The 423-nt window shown below is 64.3% G+C and carries 1 pseudogene; it reads right to left on the reverse strand.

Features of this window, described 5'->3' with window-relative positions:
• Nucleotides 1–423, reverse strand: a pseudogene (locus tag PARACOCCUSGL_RS21570) (IS5 family transposase); the annotation flags it as partial.

The following is a 423-nucleotide window of genomic DNA, read 5'->3' on the forward strand; positions in this document are numbered from 1 at the left end:
GTTGCTGTAGGCTTTATCGGCCAGCACGACATCACCGCTCTGTCCCTGCGGAAGGGCCGAGGCCTGCGTAATCTCGCCGACCTGACCGGCCGTTATGATGAACCGCAACGGCCTGCCCCGGGCATCGGCCTGCATGTGGATCCTGGGGGTCAGCCCGCCTCGGGAACGCCCCGGCGCCTGATCCTTGCCCCCCTTTCCAGATGCCGCCTGCTGATGAGCACGAACAATCGCGCAGTCGATCATCAGTTGCTGATGCCGTCAGCGTCTCGAAGACCTGCACCCGAATACCGGCATGGCGCCAGCGGCTGAAGCGCTTATGCACCGTCGTCCATTTGCCGTAGCGGTCCGGCAGGTCGCGCCAATGGGTGCCAGAGCGCAAAACCCACGGCCAGCCATTGATGAATATCCGGCTGTCAGCCCCGG

The organism is Paracoccus sp. TRP (assembly GCF_000185925.1).
In the GTDB taxonomy this organism is placed as follows: Bacteria; Pseudomonadota; Alphaproteobacteria; order Rhodobacterales; family Rhodobacteraceae; genus Paracoccus; species Paracoccus kondratievae.